The organism is Paracoccus sp. TD-10 (genome assembly GCF_048270675.1).
In the GTDB taxonomy this organism is placed as follows: domain Bacteria; phylum Pseudomonadota; class Alphaproteobacteria; order Rhodobacterales; family Rhodobacteraceae; genus Paracoccus; species Paracoccus pantotrophus.
Genome location: NZ_CP182419.1, coordinates 984,968 through 1,005,581, shown reverse-complemented (window position 1 = coordinate 1,005,581; position 20,614 = coordinate 984,968). Strand labels below are relative to the sequence as shown.

Genomic DNA, 20,614 nt, shown 5'->3' with positions numbered 1-20,614 from the left:
ACGGGGCAAGAGGTAAGCCAGCCACCGGGATTTTCCAAGCAGGTAGTGCCATGACCACGAGCTTCGCCAAGCGCATCTTCTCCGGCATCCAGCCCTCGGGCGGGCTGACGCTGGGCAACTATCTGGGCGCGCTGAAACGCTTTGCGGACTATCAGGGCAAGGGAGCCGAGACGATCTATTGCGTCGTGGACCTGCATGCGATCACCGTCTGGCAGGAGCCCGAGAAGCTCAGGCACAACACCCGCGAGGTCGCGGCGGCCTTCATGGCCTCGGGCGTCGATCCTGAGGTCTCGATCCTGTTCAACCAGAGCCAGGTTTCGCAGCATGCCGAACTGGCCTGGCTTTTCAACACCGTGGCGCGGGTAGGCTGGATGTACCGGATGACCCAGTTCAAGGACAAGGCCGGCAAGAACAGCGAAAACTCCAGCCTGGGCCTGCTGGCATACCCGTCGCTGATGGCCGCCGACATCCTGGCCTATCACGCCACCGCCGTCCCGGTGGGCGAGGATCAGAAGCAGCACCTGGAGCTGACCCGCGACATCGCCGCCAAGTTCAACCACGATTACGGCGTGGACTTCTTCCCGATCACCGAGCCGATGATCGAGGGCGCGGCGACGCGGGTCATGTCCCTGCGCGACGGGTCCAAGAAGATGTCGAAATCCGATCCCTCGGATGCCAGCCGCATCAACCTGACCGACGATGCCGATGCCATCGCGCAAAAGATCCGCAAGGCGCGCACCGATGCCGACCCGCTGCCGGGATCGATGGACGGCCTGAAGGACCGGCCCGAGGCCAAGAACCTGGTCAATATCTATGCCGCGCTGACCGGCGAGAGCGGCGACCAGGTGCTGGCCCGGTTCGAGGGCCAGGGCTTCGGCGCCTTCAAGCCGGCCCTGGCCGAGGTCGCGGTCGAGGCCCTGGCGCCGATCACCCGGCGGATGACCGAGTTCATGGCCGACCCGGCCGAGATCGACCGCATCCTGGGCCATGGCGCCGGCCAGGCGCAGGCCATCGCCGAGCCGATCGTCGAGCGCACCAAGGACATCATGGGCATGATCCGCTCGCGCTGAGCGCGGGCTGTCCACGAATGTTGCAATGACTTCCCGGCAGGATGGGCTATGATTCCCCATCCTGCCGCAAAACGGGAAAAACCATGCCTGATCAATTGTCGAGGATGCTCGGCGAGCGCCCATGGTTGCTGGCCGATGGGGCCACCGGAACCAATCTCTACAACATGGGGCTGGCTTCGGGCCAGGCGCCGGACCTGTGGTGCGAGACCCATCCCGACCAGGTGCGCGTGCTGCACCGGCAGATGATCGCCGCGGGCGCCGACATCATCCTGACCAACAGTTTCGGTGCCAATGCCAGCCGGCTGCGGCTGGCCAAGGCGCAAGACCGCGTGGCCGCGCTGAACCGCGCCGCCGCCCGGCTGGCGCGCGAAGCGGCGGCCGAGGTCGGCCGCGCCGTGGTTGTCGCCGGCTCGGTCGGCCCGATCGGCGAGATCATGGCGCCGATGGGCCGGCTGACCGAGGCCGATGCCACCGCCATGTTCACCCAGCAGGCGCAGGCGCTGAAGGAGGGCGGCGCCGACGTGCTGTGGATTGAGACGATCAGCGCCGCCGAGGAAATGCGCGCCGCCGCCAAGGCCGCACAGGCGGTCGGCATGCCCTGGTGCGGCATGATGAGCTTCGAGCCGGGCGGGCGCAGCATGATGGGGGTGACGCCGCCGCAGCTTGCCTCGCTGATCGACCGGCTGCCGCATCCGCCCCTGGCCTATGGCGCGAATTGCGGCACCGGCCCGGCCGAGCTGCTGCTGGCCGTGGCCGGGTTCGCCGCCTCGGGCAACGAGCGCCCGCTGATCGCCAAACCGAATGCCGGGGTGCCGCGCTATCAGGACGGCGGGCTGATCTATGACGCGACGCCCGAGGTCATGGCCGAGTTCGCCGTGCTGGCGCGCGACATGGGCGTGCGCATCATCGGCGGTTGCTGCGGCACCACGCCTGCGCATCTGGCCGCCATGCGCGACGCGCTGGTCGCCGCACCGCGCGGCCCCCGCCCCTCGCCCGAGCGGATCTCGGCCCGCATCGCGCAGGTGATGGGGCCGGGCGAGTAGTCAGAACAGCGACAGCTGGTCCCCCGCCCGCGGCGGCGGGGCGAAGCGGCTGCAATCCAGCACTTCGGATTCGCGCTGCAATCCCAGCCGCTTGCGGGCCAGGCGGAAACGCTGGTGCAGCAGGTCGGCCTCGGGCCCCTCGCCGCGCATGCGGCTGCCGAAGCGCGGGTCGTTGTCGCGTCCGCCGCGCATCGCCTGGATGCGCGCCATGACATGCGCGGCCTTGCCAGGATGGTGCCGCTCCAGCCAGTCGCGGAACAGCGGCGCCACCTCCAGCGGCAGGCGGATCGGGATCATGCCGGCAGCACTCGCCCCGGCGTCGCGGGCGGCCTGCATGATGCGCTCCAGCTCATGCTCGGTCAGCACCGGGATGATCGGCGCGACCATGACCCGCACCGGCACGCCGACATCCGAAAGCACCCGGATCATTCGCAGCCGGGTCGAGGGCGCGGGCGCCCGCGGCTCCATCTGCCGCGCCAGATCCGCGTCCAGCGTGGTCAGGGAAATGCAGACCATCGCCTGCCCCTTGGCCGCCATCGCCCCGAGCAGATCAGCGTCGCGCATCACCGTGGCGCCCCGCGTCACCAGGCTAAGCGGGTGGTTCCAGTCGTGCAGCACCTGCAGGCAGCTGCGCATGATGCCCAGCCTGGCCTCGACAGGCTGGTAGGGATCGGTATTGGTGCCAAAGGCGATGGGCGCGACGGCATAGCCGCGCCGGCCGATCTCGGCCTCCAGCAGTTCGGGGGCGTTGGGCTTGGCGACGATCCGCGTCTCGAAATCCAGGCCCGGCGACAGGCCCAGATAGGCGTGGCTGGGCCGGGCGAAGCAATAGATACAGCCATGCTCGCAGCCGCGATAGGGGTTGATCGAACGGTCGAAGGGGATGTCGGGCGAGCTGTTGCGGGCGATGATCGAACGCGCCCGCTCCTGCGTGACCTCGGTGCGCAGCAGGGCCTGCTCTTCGGGAATGTCCCAGCCGTCATCCTCGCGCTCGGTTCGATAGGGCTCGAAGCGTCCGGCAGGGCGCGAGTCGGCGCCGCGGGCGCGCAGGATCTCGTCGGGATTGCGGGGTGGCAGGCGCATGCCGCCAGACTAGAACATTTCGCGAACATTTTCCAGATCGTGCCGCGAAAGCGCAGCCGGAATCGGCAGCGGAACGCACAAAGCCGGATCTGGGGCTTTTCGACGCGCGCCGGCGGGGCCATATTGAAGGCAACGGAGGATGCCATGCCGCTGCCGCATTTCCTGATCCTGATCCTTGCCGTGATCCTGGCCGCCGGGCTGACGATCTGGGCTGCAAGCGCCATCGGCATTCCGCTGTTCGCGCTGGGGTTCCTGGCGCTGCTTGCGGCGGCGATCGCGCATCTGACGACGCGCGATCACCGAAGCTAGTCACCCCGCCGCACCAGGCGGGCGGGCTGGAAACAGGGCGCCGCTGGCGCCATTTTCCGTCATTTCTGCGGCGTTACGCCGCTGCATCGCTTGGCTTCTCGGCGTTTTCCTTGACCGCGGAAAGCGCGGCCTCCTCCGTCCATGCCCGCCCGTTCGCACTCGGATCGTGCAGGACCGTCCAGGCCCAGGCGGCCACGCCAGGCTGTTTCGGATCGTGACAGATACGCCCCACCGGCTCCTCATTGCGGCAAATGGTCCAGTCACCCGAAACGGGGTTGCCGTCCACCACGGTCTGAATACGTGTCCACATACGAGATCCTTTCTTGTCTTTTCGTTGATCGCCCTGCATGGCCGCAAGTTACGGGCAGCCATGCGCGCGGACGATGGTCGCAGCGCCGGACGAATGCGAATCGGCGCGTCACAGGCTTGATGTCATCACGCAAACCTGACCGCTTCTTTAACCGGCATTCTCCGGCGCTGCAATAAATCCGCTGCGTTCCGACGCGGCGGCGTCTAGTCCGAAAGCAGTTCCGTATCCCAGTACAGGAAATCCATCCAGCTTTCATGCAGGTGATTCGGCGGGAAGCGCCGGCCTACGGCGTGCATTTCTTCGGGCGTTGGCCGGCGCGGCGGCCGGCGCAGCCTGAGCCCCGAATGTTTCAGCGATTTGTTGGCCTTCTTCAGGTTGCAGGGCGAACAGGCGGCGACGACATTCTCCCAGCTGGTCACGCCCCCGCGCGAGCGCGGCACGACATGGTCGAAGGTCAGCTCGCCCTTGGCGCCGCAATACTGGCAGCAGAATTCGTCCCGCAGAAAAAGATTGAAGCGCGTGAAGGCCACGCGCTTCTGGGGTTTGACGAAATCTTTCAGCACGACGACCGAGGGGATGCGTATCGCGTGATGCTGGCTTCGCACCACCTCGTCATATTCGGCGATGATCTGGACCCGGTCCAGGAACACCGCCTTCACCGCTTCCTGCCAGGGCCATAGCGACAGCGGATAATAGCTGAGCGGCCTGAAATCGGCATTTAGAACCAGCGCAGGATGGTGGCGCAAGAAGGATGGCTCGCGCACGAATTGGGTTCGAAAGTCGCCATGGTCGTCCAGCATCGGCCCTCGCTTCGCCTTGTCCGGGACGGGTCAGAACATGGCACCGACTATATATCGCGGCTCCGGGCTGACAAGTCCCTGAATATATGCCTGGCGCACAAATAGCCGGGCGGCGTGACAGGCGCGTGACAAGGCCCGCCGCGACGGCTTTACTGCGGCGAGGCGATCTTCATCAGCACCAGCCCCGCGACGATCAGCACGGCGGCGACAAGCCGCAGCGCGTCGGCCGATTCGCCCAGCAGCAACACGCCCAGGACGAAGGTGCCGACCGCGCCGATGCCGGTCCAGATGACATAGGCGGTCCCCAGCGGCAGCACCTTCATCGACAGCGACAGGAACCAGACGCTGGCCACCATGGCGGCCAGGGTGATCGTGGTGGGCCAGGGCCGGCTAAAGCCCTCGGACTGCTTCATCGCGAAGGCCCAGACCACCTCGAGCAGCCCCGCCACGCCCAGATAGATCCACGCCATGCCGCGTCCCTGTCCTGCCCCGGGGCAGGCTGGCGCGCGGCGCGGCCAAGGTCAAGCCGGTCTGGCCCGGCAGCCCGATTGCTGGCAAGATGGCGGCATGACGCCACCGCCGCCCACAACCCCGCCCAAGCTGATCGGCACGCTGGAATCCGCGCTCTACGCCGAGGATCTGGACGAGGCCGCCCGTTTCTGGACCGGCATCATCGGCCTGGAGGAAATTGCCCGCGTGCCCGGCCGGCATGTCTTCTTTCGCTGCGGGGCGCAGGTGCTGCTGGTGTTTCGCGCCAGCGCAACGCGGGTGCCGCCCAAGCCCGGCGCCCGCCTGCCCGTGCCGCCGCATGGCAGCAAGGGACCGGGGCATTTCTGCATGGGCGCCGCGCCCGGCGCATTCGACGCCTGGCGCGCGCATCTGGAAGCATCGGGAATAGGGATCGAGGCCGATTTCACCTGGCCCCAGGGCGGCCGCTCGCTGTATTTCCGCGATCCTGCCGGGAACTCGATCGAGATCGCCGACCCCGCGATCTGGGCGTGAGCCCGCGGGGCCGGCCGGGAAGGTCAGCGACGGGCGCGCACCGCGGCGGGCTGCGGCGCCAGAAGGCGCAGGGAAACCATGCCGGCCGGAATCAGGGCGATTGCAGTCATCCAGATCAGGGTCATATGCGTCCTCCTTGGCTCCTTACTTCAAAGGTAGGGGCTGCGGACCGTTTCGCAAGTGCGAAACCGGGCGAAAACCCTATGACCCGGCGGCAAACCGCTCTTTCAGGAAGGCCAGCGCGACCGACAGCCCGTCGGGCGAGATGCCGTGCCCCGTGCCCTTCATCACATGGCCATAGACGGTGAACCCGGCCTTTTGCAGCGCCTCGCCGGCGATGCCCATGCTTTCGAAGGGCACGACCGGATCCTGGTCGCCATGGATCAGCAGCACCGGCGGCTTGACCCGCGCCGGCGTCAGGTTCTCGGCATCCAGCAGCCGGCCGGAAAAGCCCACCACCCCGGCGATCTCCTCGTCGCGCTGCGGGGCGACGGCCAGCGCCATCATCGTGCCCTGCGAAAAGCCGACCAGCGCCAGCCGATCCGCGCCCAGCCCCTCATCCGCCAGAACCTTGTCCAGGAAGGCATTGATGTCCTGGAAGGATTGCGCGGCCGAGGCCTGGGCCTGCGCCTCGGACGAACCGTCCATCCAGGGGATCGGAAACCATTGATAGCCCATGGGATTGTTCACGCAGCGTTCGGGCGCGTTCGGGGCATAGAAGGCGGTGCCGGGCAGATGCGGCGCCAGCGGGTCGGCCAGGCCCAGCAGGTCGGCCCCGTCGGCGCCATAGCCGTGCAGGAAGACCACCGCCGAATCGGCCTTGCGCGGGCCCTTGCGTTCGGATTTCAACTCGCGCGGCATCTCGTCCCCCTTCAGCGGACGCCCTCGCGCCCTTTTGCGACCCGGTAATAGGCCCAGAGGGCGCGCGCCGCAACCGCCCGCCAGGGCCGCCAGGGCTCGGCCAGTTCGGCCAGCGCCGCCGGGCGCGGCCGGTCCGGCAGGGCGTAGAGCAGCCGCGCCGCCTCGGCCAGTGCCAGGTCGCCCGCGGCAAAGGCATCCGCCCGGCCAAGCGCGAATTTCAGATAGATGTCGGCGGTCCAGCGCCCGATGCCCGGCAGCGCGGTCAGCCGGGCGATCACCTCCTCGTCGGGCAGCACCCGCAGGCCGTCCCAATCGAGCTGCGCCACGGCGATGCCGCGCAAATAGCGGATCTTCGGCCGCGACAGGCCCACGGCGCGCAGCGCCTCGTCATCGGCCGCAGCGATCCCCGCCTCATCGGCCAGGCCGGCCGCGGCCATGCGCGCGCCGATGGCACTCGCGGCCTGGGCCGAGATCTGTTGCGAGACGACGGCATCGCGGATCGCCGGAAAGCCCTCGGGCCAGCGCCGCAGCGGCAGGGGCAGCAGCGCCGGCAATTCGCGCGCCCAGACCGGGCAGGCGCGCATCAGATGCGCCGCGCCTTCCTCCAGATCGGCGGCGGCGCGGATCTCGCGCATCAGCCCTCGTCCTCCTCTGCCAGCCGCGCCTCTTCCTTCAGCCGGGTCTCGAAGGCCATCGAGATATGGTGGCGCAGCGCCTGCTCGGCAGCCGCCCCGTCATGGGCGGCGATGGCATCGACGATGGCCTGATGCTCGTCCAGCGTGACCACGTCGCGGCCCTGCGCCGCCAGGCTGGTGCGCGCCATCAAGGCCATACTGCGATGCACCAGGTCCAGCTGCTGCACCAGGTAGCGGTTATGCGAGGCCAGGTGGATCTGGTGGTGAAAGCGGCGATTCGCCCGTGCCAGCGCCTGCGGATCGCCCAGGATGGCGCGGTCGTCCTCGACCATGCCGGCCAGCACGCGCACCTCTTCGGGCGTGGCGTGGCGGGCGGCCAGCCGCGCCGCCAGCGCCTCAAGCTCGGCGCGCACGGTGTAAAGCTCGGCCAGCTGGTTGTGGTCCAGCGTGGCGACGATCAGGCTGCGCCCGTCGCGCTTGAGCATGGACTGGGTCTCCAGCCGCTGCAGCGCCTCGCGGACCGGGGTGCGCGAGACGCCGAAGCGTTCGGCCAGCTCGGATTCGACCAGCCTGTCGCCGGGGCGATAGATGCCATTGTCGATGGCAGAGAGGATCAGGGAATAGGCGTCTTTCATGCCCGCACGATCCGCGCTCGGAACGGCGATTGCAAGCGCCATGCCGCGGGTTTAGGCAGGGGCCATGGATTTTCGGCATGTCACCACCTGGATCTTCGATCTGGACAACACGCTTTATGCGCCCGAGGTCAGGCTTTTCGCCCAGATCGAGCGGCGCATGACCGCCTTCGTCATGCGCGAGCTGCGCGTGACCGAACCCGAGGCCAACCGGCTGCGCAGCCATTACTGGCGCAGCCACGGCACCACCCTGGCCGGGCTGATGGCCGAGCATGGCGTCGATCCGCTGCCCTATCTGCGCGAGGTCCATGACATCGACTTCACGGTGCTGACCCCCGACCCGGAACTGGCCGGGCTGATCGCCGCCCTGCCCGGCCGCAAGATCGTGCACACCAACGGCGACAGCGCCTATGCGGCGCGGGTGCTGGAACATCGCGGGCTGATGGTCTTCGACGCCATCCATGGCGTCGAGGAGGCGGATTTTCACCCCAAGCCCGATCCGCGCGCTTATGCCGCAGTCCAGGCCGCCGAGGGATTCGACCCCGCCCAGGCCGCCATGTTCGAGGACGACCCCCGGAACCTCGCCATCCCGCATTCGCTTGGAATGCGGACGATTCTGGTCGGTCCAGGCCGCCACGGCCCCGACGAACTGGCCCAGGATCACGACCATGGCCCGCATGTGCATCACCGCACCGGGGATCTGGCTGCCTTCCTGCGCGGGCTTGCCGCAAGCCCAAGCTTGGCTAAGATTTGACCCTCGCCGACAGGAAACCCAAGAAAAACAGGGAACGCGCATGTCCGAACCACTCACCCCCGCCGAGGCGCAGGCCGAGGCGCGCACCGCCACCTTCCTTTTCACCTTCGCGCTGCTGGTCGTCGTGCTGGCGGTTGTCGGCCTCCTGCTCTGGGGCCTGCCGGCGCTCGGCATGCTCGCCCTTGCGGCGACCGTGCTGATGTTCGCCATGCTCGCCGCCTATGCGGCCGGGTTCTAGGCCGGCCCGCACCGCCCCCCTCACCAGCCCTGGCGCCAGACCATGCAGATCGACGATACCGAGATCCTCGTTTCCGGCGGCGGCATCGCCGGGCTGATCGCCGCGGCCGCCTTCGGCAGCGCCGGGCATTCCGTGACCTGCGTGGACCCCGCCCCGCCCGTGACCGAGGAAGGCGCCCAGGGTTCGGACCTGCGCAGCACCGCCTTCCTGCACCCCTCGATCGCGGTGCTGCAGGCGGCCGGGCTCTGGGACCGCCTCGCGCCGCATGCCACCGCGCTCCAGGTCATGCGCATCATCGACGCGGGCGGGAAATTGTCGCAGGCGCGGCTCACCCGCGATTTCGACGCCTCCGAGATCTCGGACCAGCCCTTCGGCTGGAACCTGCCGAACTGGCTGCTCAAGCGGGAAATCTCAGCACGGCTCGCCAGCCTGCAAAACGTCCGCTTCCTGCCCGGCACCGGCACCGCGGGGCTGGTGGCGCGCGACAGCGAGGCGCTGGCCACCCTGACCGATGGCAGCCGCATCCGGGCCAGGCTGGTGATCGGCGCCGACGGCCGCAACTCGCCCACCCGCGAGGCGCTCGGCATCGGCATCCGCACGCTGCGCTACGGGCAAAAGGCGCTGGCCTTCGCCGTCACCCATGACCGCCCGCACGACAATGTCTCGACAGAGATCCACCGCTCGGGCGGCCCCTTCACCCTGGTTCCCCTGCCCGATCGCGACGGCAAGCCCTCCTCGGCCGTGGTCTGGATGGAGCGCGGCCCGGAAACCGCCCGGCTGCGCGCCCTGCCGCCCGAGGATTTCGAGGCCGAGCTGAACCGCCGCTCGGCCGGGGTGCTGGGCCATCTGACCCAGGCCACGCGGCTGACGGAATGGCCGATCATCAGCCAGATCGCCGACCGCTTCACCGGTCCCCGCACGGCGCTGATCGCCGAGGCGGCGCATGTCGTGCCGCCCATCGGCGCGCAGGGGCTGAATATGAGCCTTGCCGATCTCGGCGCCCTGATCGCGCTTTCGGCCGGCGATCCCGGCAGTGCGGACTCGCTCGCCGCCTATGAACGCCGCCGCCGCCCCGAGGCGCTGGCGCGGCTGATCGGCATCGACGCGCTGAACCGCGCCAGCATGATCTCGGCGCGTCCCCTGCGCGATCTGCGCGCTGCCGCCCTGGGCGGGCTCTACGCCGTCGCCCCGGTGCGCCGCATCATGATGCGCGCCGGCCTGGGCGTGACCTGAGCCGCTTTCACCGTTTCCCAAACACTCATCCGGCCGCGCCCGCCTGGCGCGACCCGGCTTCTTCGTTCCCCAAATACCCAGGGGACCGCGCCGCCGGCAGCGCCCTTCCCGGCTGGCGCGCGCCCGCGCAATCTGCCAGATAACGGCCATGGCCAAACCGATCACCGCCTTCACCTGCACCGCCTGCGGCGCCAACCATCGCAAATGGGCCGGCCGCTGCGACGCCTGCGGTGCCTGGAACACCATCATCGAGGAAGCGCCGCTTTCCCAGGGCCCGGGCCGCGGCCTCGGCACGCTCAAGGGCAAGCCGATCCCGCTTTCCGGCCTCGCCACGCAAGAGGCGCCGCCGCCGCGCGCCACCTCGGGTATCGCCGAACTGGACCGGGTGCTGGGCGGCGGGCTGGTTCCCGGCTCGGCGATCCTGGTCGGCGGCGATCCGGGCATCGGCAAGTCCACGCTGCTCTTGCAGGCCGCCGCCGCCTTCGCCCGCGCCGGCCAGCAGGCCGTCTACATCTCGGGCGAGGAAGCCAGCGCCCAGGTCCGGCTGCGCGCGCAGCGCCTGGGTCTCGGCGACGCGCCCGTCCGCCTGGGCGCCGAGACCGCCTTGCGCGACATCCTGACCACGCTCGATGCCGAGCGGCCCGATGTCGCGGTGATCGATTCGATCCAGACGCTCTGGTCCGACCGGATCGAGGCGGCGCCGGGCTCGGTCGGCCAGGTCCGCGCCAGCGCGCATGAGCTCGTCACCTTCGCCAAGCGGCGCGGCACCTCGGTCATCCTCGTCGGCCATGTCACCAAGGAGGGCCAGATCGCCGGTCCCCGCGTGGTCGAGCACATGGTCGACACCGTGCTTTATTTCGAGGGCGAGCGCGGCCACCAGTTCCGCATCCTGCGCGCCCACAAGAACCGCTTCGGCCCGGCGGACGAGATCGGCGTCTTCGAGATGACCGGCGGCGGGCTTTCCGAGGTCGCCAACCCCTCGGCGCTGTTTCTGTCCGAACGCGGCGAGGCCAGCGCCGGCTCGGCGGTCTTCGCCGGGATCGAGGGCACGCGCCCGGTGCTGACCGAGGTGCAGGCGCTGGTCGCGCCCTCGACATTGGCAAGTCCCCGCCGAACCGTGGTCGGACTGGATAGCGGCCGGGTCTCGACCATTCTCGCCGTGCTGGAGGCGCGCTGCGCCGTCCCCTTTGCCGGGCTCGACGTTTTTCTCAACGTTGCCGGGGGGATGCGCGTCGCCGAGCCTGCCGCGGATCTTGCCATCGCTGCGGCGTTGCTCAGCGCGCGCGAGGACGTGGCGCTGCCGGCCGAGGCGGTGCTTTTCGGGGAAATCAGCCTGTCGGGCGCGCTGCGCCCGGTCGCGCAGGCGGAAAACAGGTTGAAAGAGGCGCAGAAACTTGGTTTTTCACGAGCGATCCTGCCTTCGGCCACCAAGGTCGAGGGCGTGGCCGGGATGCGGATCGACCGCACCCCGGATCTGACAAGTTTCGTGGGCGAGACATTCGGCGCCGGATGAACTCGTCCCAAAGACGCGGACAATCCCGCGAAAGGGCGTGAAAATGGACGGATTCACCATCATCGACGGCATCGTCGCAGCCGTGATCATCCTCTCGGCGATCCTGGCCTATGCGCGGGGATTCGTGCGCGAATCGCTGGCGATCCTGGGCTGGATCGGCGCGGCCGTGCTGGCCTTCATCTTCGCGCCGACGGTGCGGCCGATGGTGGCGCAGGTGCCGGGGCTGAACAAGTTCCTGGCCGACAGCTGCGAACTGGCCACCATCGCCGGCTTCGCCGCGGTCTTTGCGCTGGCGCTGGTGCTGTTTTCCATCATCACGCCGCTGTTCTCCTCGGTGGTGCAGCGCTCGGCGCTCGGCGGCGTGGACCAGGGCATGGGCTTCCTGTTCGGGGTGGCGCGCGGCATCCTGCTCGTCGCCATCGCCTTCATCGTCTATGACCGGGTGATGGCCAGCCAGCCCGTGGCGGTGGTGGACAATTCCCGCTCGGCCCAGGTGTTCGAGCGCATGCGTGGCCAGATGGACCAGCAGATCCCGCAGGACGCGCCGGGCTGGGTGGTCAGCCGCTATGAGCAGCTGGTGCGCAGCTGCGCGCCCACGGGCCAGCCGGTCGATGCCCAGACGCCCACTCCGGCTCCCGCCGCGCCGGCGAATTGAGCCGATATGGCCAATTTGTGACATAAAATGCGCCCCGCGATGGCCGTGGGGCGTGACTTCGCCCGCCTGACACCCTAGATTGGCGTCAAGCGTCCCATATACCCCTGCCCCGGAATAGCCCCAAGAGTCGGTGATGATGCAGCCATTCCTTGCCCATCCCTTCGATTCCGACCGCCTGCATGAAGAATGCGGCGTGTTCGGCGTGATCGGAGTGACGGATGCCGCCAATTTCGTCGCATTGGGGCTGCATGCCTTGCAGCATCGCGGTCAGGAGGCCGGCGGCATCGTCAGCCACGATGCCGAGCAGGGCTTCAACAGCGCCCACCGCTTCGGCTATGTGCGCGACAATTTCACCAAGCAAAGCCTGATGGAGACCCTGCCCGGCTCGCTCGCCATCGGCCATGTGCGCTATTCCACCGCCGGCACCAAGGCGGCGACGGCGATCCGCGACGTGCAGCCCTTCTTCGGCGAATTCGCCATGGGCGGCTGCGCCGTGGCGCATAACGGCAATATCACCAATGCCATGGCCCTGCGGCGCGAGCTGATCGAGCGCGGCTCGATCTTCCAGTCCTCCTCGGATACCGAATGCATCATCCACCTGATGGCGCGTTCGATACAGCGCAATATCCCCGAGCGGATGAAGGATGCGCTGCGCCGGGTCGAGGGCGCCTTCGCGGTGATCGCCATGACCCGCACCAAGCTGATCGGCGTGCGCGACCCCTTGGGCGTGCGGCCGCTGGTGCTGGGCCGCATCGGCGAGGACGGCTTCGTGCTGGCCTCGGAAACCTGCGCGCTCGACATCATCGGCGCCGAGTTCCTGCGCGAGATCGAGCCGGGCGAGATGGTGGTGATCTCCAAGGGCGAGGTCGAAAGCTCGCGGCCCTTCGGCCCGTCCAAGGGCCGGTTCTGCATCTTCGAGCATGTCTATTTCTCGCGCCCCGATTCGATCATCGGCGGCCGCTCGGTCTACGAGACCCGGCGCCAGATCGGCGTGGAACTGGCGCGCGAAGCCCCGGTCGAGGCCGACCTGGTCTGCCCGGTGCCCGACAGCGGCACTCCCGCCGCCATCGGCTATGCCCATGAAAGCGGCATCCCCTTCGGCATGGGCATCATCCGCAACCAGTACATGGGCCGGACCTTCATCGAGCCGACCGAGCAGATCCGCAACATGGGCGTGCGGCTGAAGCTCAACGTCAACCGGGCGCTGGTCAAGGGCAAGCGCGTGGTGCTGGTGGACGATTCCGTGGTGCGCGGCACGACCAGCCGCAAGATCAAGGACATGATCCTGGATGCAGGCGCGGCCGAGGTGCATTTCCGGATCGCAAGCCCGCCCACCGCCTGGCCCTGCTTCTACGGCGTGGACACGCCCGACCGCGAAAAGCTGTTGGCGGCGCAGATGTCCGAGGAGGAGATGCGCGAATGGATCGGCGTCGACAGCCTGGCCTTCGTGTCGCTGGACGGTCTCTATCGCGCCGTGGGCGAGGCCAAGGGCCGCAACAATGCCTGCCCGCAATATTGCGACGCCTGCTTCTCGGGCGAATATCCGGTGGCGCCCTTCGACCAGCTTGAGCGCGGCTTTCGCATGAAATCCGCCGGCGTCCCGAACCCCGTCACCGGCCACGCGGCAGAATGACCGCTCCGGCGGTGCTGTGCCATGCCCGGATGAGAGCCGGTATCAATACGGGCTCTCCCTCTTTCTGAACGATTGATTTCCGGATCGGGACGGGCGGACAGCCGCGCTTTCGCGGGTGCCGGCTGCCCAGCTTGGCCCTTGGGACAGGGGCGCCGGCATTCGGCCACACGGCCTTGGCAGCAGCATGGATGGCGCATCGCCGCCACCTCGGGCCTTATACCCATGCCGAAAAAGAAAAGAGCCGCATCTTGCGGCTCTTTCCCGTTCTGTCGCAAGGGGCGGGCCGGCGGGCCCGCCTTTCGCGGCCGCCTATTCGACCATCGGCAGGAGCTGGTCGATGCTCTTCTTTGCGTCGCCATAGAACATGCGCGTGTTTTCCTTGTAGAACAGCGGGTTCTCGATGCCGGAATAGCCGGTGCCCTGGCCGCGTTTCGACACGAACACCTGCTTGGCCTTCCAGACCTCCAGAACCGGCATGCCGGCGATGGGCGAGTTCGGATCCTCCTGCGCCGCCGGGTTCACGATGTCGTTCGAGCCGATCACGATCGCGACGTCGGTCGAGGGGAAATCCTCGTTGATCTCGTCCATCTCCAGCACGATGTCGTAGGGCACCTTGGCCTCGGCCAAGAGCACGTTCATATGCCCCGGCAGACGGCCCGCCACCGGATGGATGGCGAAGCGCACGTTCTTGCCCTTGGCGCGCAGCTTGCGGGTCAGCTCCGACACCGATTGCTGCGCCTGCGCCACCGCCATGCCATAGCCCGGCACGATGATGATCTCGTCGGCATCGTTCAGCGCCGCGGCCACACCGTCGGCGTCGATGGCCACCTGCTCGCCCTCGATCTCCATCGCCGGGCCCGCCTCGCCGCCGAAGCCGCCCAGGATCACGCTGACGAAGTTGCGGTTCATTGCCTTGCACATGATGTAGCTCAGGATCGCACCCGAGGAGCCGACCAGCGCCCCCACCACGATCAACAGGTCGTTGCCCAGCGTGAAGCCGATCGCCGCCGCCGCCCAGCCGGAATAGCTGTTCAGCATCGACACCACCACCGGCATGTCGGCGCCGCCGATGCCCATGATCAGGTGATAGCCGATGAAGAAGGCCAGCAGCGTGATCAGCAGCAGCCACAGCACCGCCGGCCCGATCCCGGCGCAATAGAGGATGCCCAGCAGCACCGACAGCGCCAAAGCACCCGCGTTCAGCATATGCCCGCCCGGCAGCTTGCGGGGCTTGCCGTCGATCTTGCCCGCAAGCTTGCCGAAGGCCACCACCGAGCCGGTGAAGGTCACCGCGCCGATGAAGATGCCCAGGAAGACCTCGACCTTCAGCATGGCGATCTCGGCCGGGGTCTTGTGCGCCAGCACCGCGGCGAAGCCCTCGAAATGCGCGGCGGCATCGGCGGCGCGGACGCGGATCACCCGCGCCAGCTCGAACTGGGCGTTGAAGCCGATCAGCACCGCGGCAAGGCCGACCAGGCTGTGCATGGCCGCGACCAGCTGCGGCATCTCGGTCATCTGCACCCGCTTGGCCACGACCCAGCCCACGGCGCCGCCGATGGCCAGCATGATGAGCGTCAGCCCCCAATTGCCGTAACCCGGCCCGATCAGCGTCGCCACGATGGCCAGCGCCATGGCCGCGATGCCGTACCAGACCGCGCGCTTGGCGCTTTCCTGGCCCGAAAGCCCGCCCAGGGACAGGATGAACAGCACGGCCGCGACCACATAGGCGGCGGTGGTGAATCCGTATTCCATGCGCCCTCTCCCCTTACGACTTCTGGAACATGGCGAGCATCCGGCGCGTGACCAGGAAGCCGCCGAAGATGTTGACGCCCGCCATCAGCACCGACAGCGCCGCGAGCAGCACCACCAGCCAGCCGCCCGAGCCGATCTGCAGAAGCGCGCCGACGATGATGATCGAGGAGATGGCGTTGGTGATCGCCATCAGGGGCGTGTGCAGCGAATGGCTGACGTTCCAGATCACCTGGAAGCCGACGAAGACCGCCAGCACGAAGACGATGAAATGCGACAGGAAGCTCGCGGGGGCAAACAGGCCCACCAGCAGCATCAGCACCGCGCCCGCACCAAGCAGCGTCACCTGGCTGCGGGTCTGGGCGCGGAACTCGGCGATTTCCTTCTCGCGCCGTTCCTCGGGGGTCAGCTCCTTCGGCTTTTCCTTGGGCTTCGCGGCGGCGATGGCCGCGACCTTGGGCGGCGGCGGCGGCCAGGTCACGTCGCCGTCGAAGGCGACGGTGGCGCCGCGGATCACGTCGTCCTCCATGTTCTGCACGATGACGCCGTCCTTGCCCGGCGTCAGGTCCGAGAGCATGTGGCGGATGTTGTTTCCATAGAGTTCAGATGCTTGCGCGCCCATCCTCGACGGGAAATCGGTATAGCCGATCACCACCACGCCGTTTTCGGTGACGATGCGCTCGTCCGGGACGGTCAGGTCGCAATTGCCGCCGCGCTCGGCCGCCAGGTCGACGATGACGCTGCCGGTCTTCATCGCCTCGACCATGTCGGCGGTCCACAGCTTCGGCGCGTCGCGGCCGGGGATCAGCGCCGTGGTGATGACGATGTCCATTTCGGGCGCAAGCTCACGGAATTTCTCGAGCTGCTTTTCGCGGAACTCGGGGCTGGAAGGGGCGGCATAGCCGCCGGTGGCGGCGCCGTCCTGCACCTGGTCCTGGAAGTCCAGATAGACGAATTCCGCGCCCATGGATTCGATCTGCTCGGCCACCTCGGGGCGCACGTCGAAGGCGTAGACCTGCGCGCCCAGGCTGACCGCGGCGCCGATGGCCGCAAGCCCGGCGACGCCGGCACCCACCACCAGCACCTTGGCCGGCGGCACCTTGCCCGCCGCCGTCACCTGGCCGGTGAAGAAGCGGCCGAAATTGTTCGCCGCCTCGATCACCGCCCGATAGCCGGCGATATTGGCCATCGAGCTCAGCGCATCCATCTTCTGCGCGCGCGAGATGCGCGGCACCATGTCCATGGCGATGGCGGTGACGCCCTGTTCGCGCGCCAGCTCCAGCAGGTCCGGGTTCTGCGCCGGCCAGAAATGCGAGATCAGCGTCTGGCCGCGCCGCATCTGCCTGAGTTCGCCCTCGGTGGGCGGGCGGACCTTGACCACCACGTCCACCGCACCGATCAGCGCCGCGGCACTGGGCGCGACGGTGACCCCCGCGGCCTCATAGGCGGCGTCGGAAAACCCCGCCCGAACCCCCGCGCCTGTCTCCACATGGATCTCATGGCCCAGCTTCTGCAGATGGGCCGCAGAGGACGGCGTCACAGATACCCGCGCCTCCCCCTCGTAACTCTCCTTCAATGCGCCGATCTTCACGAGGCGATCTCCCATGTTAGCGACTTTCAGCGTCCCCCATAGCAGAGCGCAACAATCTTTCACAAGGGAGTGAGGCGCCGCACATTCCAGGAATGTGACCCAGCGTCAAAAACGCCGTTGCCGAACTCAGTAGTCGCTTACCAGCAGGTGCTGCGGTGGCTCGTCCTCGCGGACATTGGCAAAACGGCCGATGGGCGCGGCAAAGATATTGTCGGTCAGGTCGTCGTTCACGGTCGAGACCTCTCCGATCAGCACCGGTCCGCCCTCGGCCCAGAATTCGTGCCAGTCGTCCGGACGCAGCGTCACGGATTCGCCCGGTGCCAGCCGCAGCACGCCGCCCGGCGCCACCTCGCGCGCGATGCCGTCGCAATCGACCCGGCAGGGCGCATTGCGGTCCATGCGGCCCTGGGTGTCCGAACTGCAAAGCCGGATCGCCAGCGTCGCGCCCCAGCGGTTGATGATGTCCTCGGTCTTGATGACATGGGTATGCATCGGGCTGATCTGGTTTTCCTGCGAGATCAGCAGTTTTTCGGCATAGACCATGCCCCTGCCCGCCTGCAGCTCGGCCAGCCGGCCGTTGCGCAGCGTGAACAGGAACAGGCCCAGCCGGTCGAAATCGCCCTGGCCGTAATCGGTGATGTCCCAGCCCAGCCGGCCTTCGCGAATCGCCGGCGTGGCGCGGGCGCGAAATTCCTCGGGGCTCCAATGCGCAAAGGGTGGCAGGTGAAAGCCTGCCTTGCCGATCAGTTCGGCGGCCTCGGCCATGATGCGGTTGATGCGCGAGCGTTCCACGATGCCCTCCCTAAATCCAGCGCCTGACCTGCATCCTATAGCGGTCATAGGCGGAACCGAAAGCGGCGGCGATCACGGCCTCCTCGCGCAGGATGAAGCGGCGCTGCAGCAACAGGGCAAAGGCCGGCACCGTGACCAGCCCGGCCGGCGCGGCCAGCGCCAGCATCAGCCCGGCCAGCAAAATAACGTCGGCCAGATAGATCGGATTGCGCGAAAAGCGGAAGGGGCCGGCCGTCACCAGCGCCTCGGGCCGGCGGCCGGGCATGACGGTGGTGCGCGCCCGCCACATGGTCAGCGCCGCCCAGAGCATCAGCGCCAGCCCCGCCGCGACCAGCAACAGGCCCAGCCCGCGCAGCGCGGCCGGCAGGTCCAAGGGCACCAGCCGACCCAGCACCGCCCCGGCCGATGCGAACAGCGCCAGCCAGACCGGCGGCAGGCCGGCCAGCCGCGCGATCACGCGGCCTTCTGCGCCTGCTCGGCCTTGGCCTGCAGGCGGCGGGCATGCAGCACCGGCTCGGTATAGCCCGAAGGCTGCATGCGGCCCAGGAAGACCAGGTCGCAGGCCGCCTGGAAGGCCACCCCGTCATAGCCCGGCGCCATCGGCAGATAGGCCGGGTCGCCCGCGTTCTGGCGGTCCACCACCGCGGCCATCTTGCGGAAAGTATCCATGACCTGCCGGTCGGTGACGATGCCGTGATGCAGCCAGTTCGCCAGAGACTGGGCCGAGATGCGCAGCGTGGCCCGGTCCTCCATCAGCCCGACATCGTTGATGTCCGGCACCTTCGAGCAGCCGACGCCCTGGTCGATCCAGCGCACGACATAGCCCAGGATGCCCTGGCAGTTGTTTTCCAGCTCGCGGGCGATCTCGGCCTCGCTGTAGTTGCGGCCACCGGCCAGCGGGATGGTCAGCAGTTCGTCGAGCCGCAGGGGCCGGCGCAGCGCGGCGATCTGGGCCTGGCGGGCAAAGACATCGACCTTGTGGTAATGCGTCGCATGCAGCGTCGCGGCGGTCGGGCTGGGCACCCAGGCGGTGTTGGCGCCGGCCATGGGATGGGCGATCTTCTGCTCCAGCATCTCGGCCATCTTGTCAGGGATCGCCCACATGCCCTTGCCGATCTGCGCCTTGCCCGAAAGGCCGCAGGCCAGGCCGATGTCGACGTTGCGATCCTCGTAGGCCGAGATCCAGGGCTGGGTCTTCATCTCGCCCTTGGCCAGCATGGCGCCCGCCTCCATCGAGGTATGGATCTCGTCCCCGGTGCGGTCCAGGAAGCCGGTATTGATGAAGGCCACCCGGTGCTTCGCGGCGCGGATGCATTCCTTGAGATTGGCCGAGGTGCGGCGTTCCTCGTCCATGATGCCCAGCTTGACGGTATGGCGCGGCAGGCCCAGCACCTCTTCGACGAAATCGAAGATCTCGCAGGCGAAGGCGACCTCCTCGGGGCCGTGCATCTTGGGCTTTACCACATAGATCGACTGCGTGACCGAGTTCTTCGGCCCCTCGCGGTCCAGGTCGCGCTTGGCGCAAAGCGCCGTGACCATGGCGTCGAGCAGCCCCTCGTAGACCTCGTTGCCCTCGCGGTCCAGCACGGCGGGGGTGGTCATCAGGTGGCCGACATTCCTGACCAGCATCAGCGCGCGGCCCTTGGCAGTGACTTCCGAGCCGTCGGGCGCGGTGAAACTCACGTCCGGGTTCAGGCGGCGGGTAAAGGTCTTGCCGCCCTTTTCGACCTCCTCGGCCAGGGTGCCGTCCATCAGGCCCAGCCAGTTGGCATAGGCCAGCGCCTTGTCCTCGCCATCGACGCAGGCGACGGAATCCTCGCAATCCATGATCGCCGACAGCGCCGATTCGATCACAATGTCCGAGATGCCCGCCTTGTCCTGCGCGCCCACCGGCTTCGAGGAATCGATGACGATGCGGATCAGCAGGCCGTGGTTCTTCAGGAAGATGTCGGTCGGATTGGCGCCGTCGCCGCGATGGCCGGCGAACTTGGCCCCTTCACGCAGCGCCGGGACCAGCGCGCCGTCCTTGACCGACAAAGCCTCGACCGCGGCCCAGGAGCCCTCGGCGAGCGGCGCGGCCGTGTCGAGGAAGTCGCGGCCCCAGGCGATCACGCGGGCGCCGCGCGCGGTGTCATAGCCCTTGCCCTGCGGCAGGTCGCCCAAGGCGTCGGTGCCGTAAAGCGCGTCGTAAAGGCTGCCCCAGCGCGCATTGGCGGCGTTCAGCGCATAGCGCGCGTTGGTGATCGGCACCACCAGCTGCGGCCCGGCCACGCTGGAAAATTCCGGGTCGGTCTCGGGCGTCTCGATCTGGAAATCCTCGCCCTCGGGGACCAGATAGCCGATCTCGGCCAGGAAATCGCGATAGGCTCCGGCATCCTTCGGCTCGGCGCGATGGGCGATATGCCAGGCGTCGATGGCCGATTGCAGCTCCTCGCGCCGCTCCAGCAGCGCCCGGTTGCGCGGGCCGAACTCGTGCAGCAGCGTCGAAAGCCCTTCCCAGAACCGGCGCGGCTCGACACCGCTGCCGGGCAGCGCACGCTCGTTGATGAAGGCGGCAAGCGTCTCATCCACCCGCAATCCTGCCTTTTCCACGCGACCCATCGCACTTCCCCTTGCTTCAATTGTCCGGCTGGCTTGGTGTGCCGTGGTATGCCAAACGGCAACGGGTTTCAACCGGCCCGACCTTCAACTATTCCGCAATTCTATCTTGC

22 protein-coding genes are annotated in these 20,614 nt (G+C 68.0%); 10 read left to right on the top strand and 12 right to left on the bottom strand.

Going from position 1 to position 20,614, the window contains the following annotated elements; all coding sequences use genetic code 11:
• Positions 1-50: 50 nt before the first annotated feature.
• The gene (gene trpS / locus ACNKFW_RS15940) at positions 51-1,070 is read left to right on the top strand and encodes a tryptophan--tRNA ligase (protein ID WP_147428916.1); all 1,020 of its coding nucleotides are present in this window, start codon (positions 51-53) and stop codon (positions 1,068-1,070) included.
• Between the two features lie 83 nt (positions 1,071-1,153).
• Positions 1,154-2,113, top strand: a complete 960-nt coding sequence (gene bmt, locus ACNKFW_RS15935) for a betaine--homocysteine S-methyltransferase (protein ID WP_024845272.1) — start codon at positions 1,154-1,156, stop codon at positions 2,111-2,113.
• On the opposite strand, the gene ACNKFW_RS15930 is transcribed toward bmt, so the two are convergent.
• The gene (locus ACNKFW_RS15930) at positions 2,114-3,196 is read right to left on the bottom strand and encodes a PA0069 family radical SAM protein (protein ID WP_024845273.1); all 1,083 of its coding nucleotides are present in this window, start codon (positions 3,194-3,196) and stop codon (positions 2,114-2,116) included. It abuts the gene before it with no gap.
• A gap of 144 nt (positions 3,197-3,340) precedes the next feature.
• Between ACNKFW_RS15930 and ACNKFW_RS15925 the strand changes: the two genes are divergently transcribed.
• Positions 3,341-3,505 carry a hypothetical protein gene (locus ACNKFW_RS15925; protein ID WP_166435398.1) on the top strand — a complete coding sequence of 55 codons (165 nt, stop codon included), beginning with the start codon at positions 3,341-3,343 and terminating at the stop codon, positions 3,503-3,505.
• A 73-nt stretch (positions 3,506-3,578) separates the two neighbouring features.
• Here the strand turns inward: ACNKFW_RS15925 and ACNKFW_RS15920 are convergent, their stop codons facing one another.
• The 3 genes from ACNKFW_RS15920 to ACNKFW_RS15910 all read right to left on the bottom strand — a co-directional run bounded on the left by ACNKFW_RS15920 (position 3,579) and on the right by ACNKFW_RS15910 (position 5,085).
• Positions 3,579-3,815 carry a hypothetical protein gene (locus ACNKFW_RS15920; protein WP_028711094.1) on the bottom strand — a complete coding sequence of 79 codons (237 nt, stop codon included), beginning with the start codon at positions 3,813-3,815 and terminating at the stop codon, positions 3,579-3,581.
• A gap of 203 nt (positions 3,816-4,018) precedes the next feature.
• Positions 4,019-4,615 carry an HNH endonuclease gene (locus ACNKFW_RS15915; protein ID WP_028711093.1) on the bottom strand — a complete coding sequence of 199 codons (597 nt, stop codon included), beginning with the start codon at positions 4,613-4,615 and terminating at the stop codon, positions 4,019-4,021.
• Between the two features lie 149 nt (positions 4,616-4,764).
• Positions 4,765-5,085, bottom strand: coding sequence for a DMT family transporter (locus ACNKFW_RS15910; protein WP_147428917.1), 321 nt, complete (start codon positions 5,083-5,085; stop codon positions 4,765-4,767).
• A 97-nt stretch (positions 5,086-5,182) separates the two neighbouring features.
• Between ACNKFW_RS15910 and ACNKFW_RS15905 the strand changes: the two genes are divergently transcribed.
• A complete protein-coding gene (locus tag ACNKFW_RS15905; RefSeq protein ID WP_147428918.1) occupies positions 5,183-5,617 on the top strand; it encodes a VOC family protein in 435 nt (144 codons plus the stop codon).
• A gap of 201 nt (positions 5,618-5,818) precedes the next feature.
• Here the strand turns inward: ACNKFW_RS15905 and ACNKFW_RS15900 are convergent, their stop codons facing one another.
• The 3 genes from ACNKFW_RS15900 to ACNKFW_RS15890 are packed head-to-tail and all read right to left on the bottom strand — an operon-like array spanning position 5,819 to position 7,748.
• Positions 5,819-6,478: an alpha/beta hydrolase gene (locus ACNKFW_RS15900; protein WP_024845277.1), complete on the bottom strand. Its 660-nt coding sequence runs from the start codon at positions 6,476-6,478 to the stop codon at positions 5,819-5,821.
• 11 nt (positions 6,479-6,489) lie between these two features.
• Positions 6,490-7,113 carry a DNA-3-methyladenine glycosylase family protein gene (locus tag ACNKFW_RS15895; RefSeq protein WP_147428919.1) on the bottom strand — a complete coding sequence of 208 codons (624 nt, stop codon included), beginning with the start codon at positions 7,111-7,113 and terminating at the stop codon, positions 6,490-6,492.
• Positions 7,113-7,748, bottom strand: coding sequence for a GntR family transcriptional regulator (locus ACNKFW_RS15890; RefSeq protein ID WP_024845279.1), 636 nt, complete (start codon positions 7,746-7,748; stop codon positions 7,113-7,115). Before ACNKFW_RS15890 ends, ACNKFW_RS15895 begins: the two co-directional genes overlap by 1 nt.
• A gap of 64 nt (positions 7,749-7,812) precedes the next feature.
• Here ACNKFW_RS15890 and ACNKFW_RS15885 point away from each other — a divergent pair, with 64 nt between their 5' ends.
• From ACNKFW_RS15885 to purF, 6 genes are all read left to right on the top strand, one after another.
• Entirely contained in the window at positions 7,813-8,499 is a 687-nt protein-coding gene (locus tag ACNKFW_RS15885) for a pyrimidine 5'-nucleotidase (RefSeq protein WP_024845280.1), read from the top strand.
• A 40-nt stretch (positions 8,500-8,539) separates the two neighbouring features.
• Positions 8,540-8,737: a hypothetical protein gene (locus tag ACNKFW_RS15880; RefSeq protein WP_024845281.1), complete on the top strand. Its 198-nt coding sequence runs from the start codon at positions 8,540-8,542 to the stop codon at positions 8,735-8,737.
• A gap of 42 nt (positions 8,738-8,779) precedes the next feature.
• The gene (locus ACNKFW_RS15875; protein WP_147428920.1) at positions 8,780-9,970 is read left to right on the top strand and encodes a UbiH/UbiF family hydroxylase; all 1,191 of its coding nucleotides are present in this window, start codon (positions 8,780-8,782) and stop codon (positions 9,968-9,970) included.
• 148 nt (positions 9,971-10,118) lie between these two features.
• On the top strand, positions 10,119-11,483 hold the full coding sequence (gene radA, locus ACNKFW_RS15870) for a DNA repair protein RadA (RefSeq protein WP_024845283.1): 1,365 nt from the start codon (positions 10,119-10,121) through the stop codon (positions 11,481-11,483).
• Between the two features lie 43 nt (positions 11,484-11,526).
• The gene (locus tag ACNKFW_RS15865) at positions 11,527-12,138 is read left to right on the top strand and encodes a CvpA family protein (protein ID WP_024845284.1); all 612 of its coding nucleotides are present in this window, start codon (positions 11,527-11,529) and stop codon (positions 12,136-12,138) included.
• A 136-nt stretch (positions 12,139-12,274) separates the two neighbouring features.
• On the top strand, positions 12,275-13,771 hold the full coding sequence (gene purF, locus ACNKFW_RS15860) for an amidophosphoribosyltransferase (protein ID WP_024845285.1): 1,497 nt from the start codon (positions 12,275-12,277) through the stop codon (positions 13,769-13,771).
• A gap of 309 nt (positions 13,772-14,080) precedes the next feature.
• On the opposite strand, the gene ACNKFW_RS15855 is transcribed toward purF, so the two are convergent.
• The 5 genes from ACNKFW_RS15855 to ACNKFW_RS15835 all read right to left on the bottom strand — a co-directional run bounded on the left by ACNKFW_RS15855 (position 14,081) and on the right by ACNKFW_RS15835 (position 20,504).
• Positions 14,081-15,523: an NAD(P)(+) transhydrogenase (Re/Si-specific) subunit beta gene (locus ACNKFW_RS15855; protein ID WP_024845286.1), complete on the bottom strand. Its 1,443-nt coding sequence runs from the start codon at positions 15,521-15,523 to the stop codon at positions 14,081-14,083.
• 13 nt (positions 15,524-15,536) lie between these two features.
• Entirely contained in the window at positions 15,537-17,111 is a 1,575-nt protein-coding gene (locus ACNKFW_RS15850) for a Re/Si-specific NAD(P)(+) transhydrogenase subunit alpha (protein WP_147429187.1), read from the bottom strand.
• A 126-nt stretch (positions 17,112-17,237) separates the two neighbouring features.
• A complete protein-coding gene (locus ACNKFW_RS15845; RefSeq protein WP_418025005.1) occupies positions 17,238-17,903 on the bottom strand; it encodes a D-lyxose/D-mannose family sugar isomerase in 666 nt (221 codons plus the stop codon).
• A gap of 10 nt (positions 17,904-17,913) precedes the next feature.
• Positions 17,914-18,360, bottom strand: coding sequence for a methyltransferase family protein (locus ACNKFW_RS15840; RefSeq protein ID WP_231486867.1), 447 nt, complete (start codon positions 18,358-18,360; stop codon positions 17,914-17,916).
• Entirely contained in the window at positions 18,357-20,504 is a 2,148-nt protein-coding gene (locus ACNKFW_RS15835) for a malate synthase G (protein ID WP_418025003.1), read from the bottom strand. Before ACNKFW_RS15835 ends, ACNKFW_RS15840 begins: the two co-directional genes overlap by 4 nt.
• Between the last annotated feature and the right edge of the window lie 110 nt (positions 20,505-20,614).

What these genes read in the sequence shown, in the direction of transcription:
- ACNKFW_RS15890 (WP_024845279.1), bottom strand. Translation starts at nt 7,748, where the DNA reads ATGAAAGACGCCTATTCCCTGATCCTCTCTGCCATCGACAATGGCATC.
- bmt (WP_024845272.1), top strand. Translation starts at nt 1,154, where the DNA reads ATGCCTGATCAATTGTCGAGGATGCTCGGCGAGCGCCCATGGTTGCTG.
- ACNKFW_RS15895 (WP_147428919.1), bottom strand. Translation starts at nt 7,113, where the DNA reads ATGCGCGAGATCCGCGCCGCCGCCGATCTGGAGGAAGGCGCGGCGCAT.
- ACNKFW_RS15875 (WP_147428920.1), top strand. Translation starts at nt 8,780, where the DNA reads ATGCAGATCGACGATACCGAGATCCTCGTTTCCGGCGGCGGCATCGCC.
- trpS (WP_147428916.1), top strand. Translation starts at nt 51, where the DNA reads ATGACCACGAGCTTCGCCAAGCGCATCTTCTCCGGCATCCAGCCCTCG.
- ACNKFW_RS15835 (WP_418025003.1), bottom strand. Translation starts at nt 20,504, where the DNA reads ATGGGTCGCGTGGAAAAGGCAGGATTGCGGGTGGATGAGACGCTTGCC.
- ACNKFW_RS15900 (WP_024845277.1), bottom strand. Translation starts at nt 6,478, where the DNA reads ATGCCGCGCGAGTTGAAATCCGAACGCAAGGGCCCGCGCAAGGCCGAT.
- ACNKFW_RS15865 (WP_024845284.1), top strand. Translation starts at nt 11,527, where the DNA reads ATGGACGGATTCACCATCATCGACGGCATCGTCGCAGCCGTGATCATC.
- ACNKFW_RS15915 (WP_028711093.1), bottom strand. Translation starts at nt 4,615, where the DNA reads ATGCTGGACGACCATGGCGACTTTCGAACCCAATTCGTGCGCGAGCCA.
- ACNKFW_RS15880 (WP_024845281.1), top strand. Translation starts at nt 8,540, where the DNA reads ATGTCCGAACCACTCACCCCCGCCGAGGCGCAGGCCGAGGCGCGCACC.
- ACNKFW_RS15925 (WP_166435398.1), top strand. Translation starts at nt 3,341, where the DNA reads ATGCCGCTGCCGCATTTCCTGATCCTGATCCTTGCCGTGATCCTGGCC.
- ACNKFW_RS15910 (WP_147428917.1), bottom strand. Translation starts at nt 5,085, where the DNA reads ATGGCGTGGATCTATCTGGGCGTGGCGGGGCTGCTCGAGGTGGTCTGG.
- ACNKFW_RS15855 (WP_024845286.1), bottom strand. Translation starts at nt 15,523, where the DNA reads ATGGAATACGGATTCACCACCGCCGCCTATGTGGTCGCGGCCGTGCTG.
- ACNKFW_RS15905 (WP_147428918.1), top strand. Translation starts at nt 5,183, where the DNA reads ATGACGCCACCGCCGCCCACAACCCCGCCCAAGCTGATCGGCACGCTG.
- radA (WP_024845283.1), top strand. Translation starts at nt 10,119, where the DNA reads ATGGCCAAACCGATCACCGCCTTCACCTGCACCGCCTGCGGCGCCAAC.
- purF (WP_024845285.1), top strand. Translation starts at nt 12,275, where the DNA reads ATGCAGCCATTCCTTGCCCATCCCTTCGATTCCGACCGCCTGCATGAA.
- ACNKFW_RS15885 (WP_024845280.1), top strand. Translation starts at nt 7,813, where the DNA reads ATGGATTTTCGGCATGTCACCACCTGGATCTTCGATCTGGACAACACG.
- ACNKFW_RS15930 (WP_024845273.1), bottom strand. Translation starts at nt 3,196, where the DNA reads ATGCGCCTGCCACCCCGCAATCCCGACGAGATCCTGCGCGCCCGCGGC.
- ACNKFW_RS15920 (WP_028711094.1), bottom strand. Translation starts at nt 3,815, where the DNA reads ATGTGGACACGTATTCAGACCGTGGTGGACGGCAACCCCGTTTCGGGT.